Annotated in this window: 2 protein-coding genes; both read left to right on the top strand. The window is 39.9% G+C overall.

Features of this window, described 5'->3' with window-relative positions:
- Positions 1 to 390 (top strand): DNA repair protein RecO (gene recO / locus ACFIK3_RS09765; protein ID WP_375676641.1); only part of this gene is annotated, 390 nt, incomplete at its 5' end.
- A 3-nt stretch (positions 391 to 393) separates the two neighbouring features.
- Positions 394 to 649 (top strand): pantoate--beta-alanine ligase (locus ACFIK3_RS09760; RefSeq protein ID WP_375676640.1); only part of this gene is annotated, 256 nt, incomplete at its 3' end.

The raw sequence follows: 649 nt of genomic DNA, 5'->3' as shown, positions 1-649 counted from the left end.
AATTTTGATGAGCGGTCTGTAAACGCAGAGTTGCTTGTACGTTTTGAAATGCGGCTACTCGAAGAACTTGGCTTTGGCCTTGATTTGTCTCATTGTGCTGTAACGGGCAGTACAGAGAGACTTTGTTATGTATCACCAAAATCGGGACGAGCTGTATGTGAGGAGGCGGGGCGCCCTTGGAAGGAGAAGCTTCTCATTTTACCACAGTTTCTTGTGCAAAGAACGACACGTCCTGTAGATTTTAATGACATCATAAATGGTTTTATTCTAACAGGTTTCTTTTTAATGCGTCATGTCTGGGAACCACGAGATATAAAGCAACCATACAACTATTTGAACGGCAATTTTGTACGCAAGCATCAATTTGTTAATCTGATAAATAGTCAATAGAATATGAAGATGCGAATCTTAAAAACAATTTCTGAAGTACGTCAATATATCGCAGTAGAACGATGTTTAGGGCGATCTATAGGTTTTGTTCCAACGATGGGGGCACTGCATGAAGGTCACCTAGCGTTAGTGCAGCAAGCCAGGGAAATGTGTGATAGAATATTGGTTTCTATTTTTGTTAATCCAAAACAATTTGGTCCCGATGAGGATTTTGATAAATATCCAAGAGATTTGGTAGGCGATTGTGCTTTATTGCAAA

Source organism: Bartonella sp. CB10SXKL, assembly GCF_042195515.1.
Classification (GTDB): domain Bacteria; phylum Pseudomonadota; class Alphaproteobacteria; order Rhizobiales; family Rhizobiaceae; genus Bartonella.
This window is presented reverse-complemented; position numbering and strand designations above follow the sequence as displayed.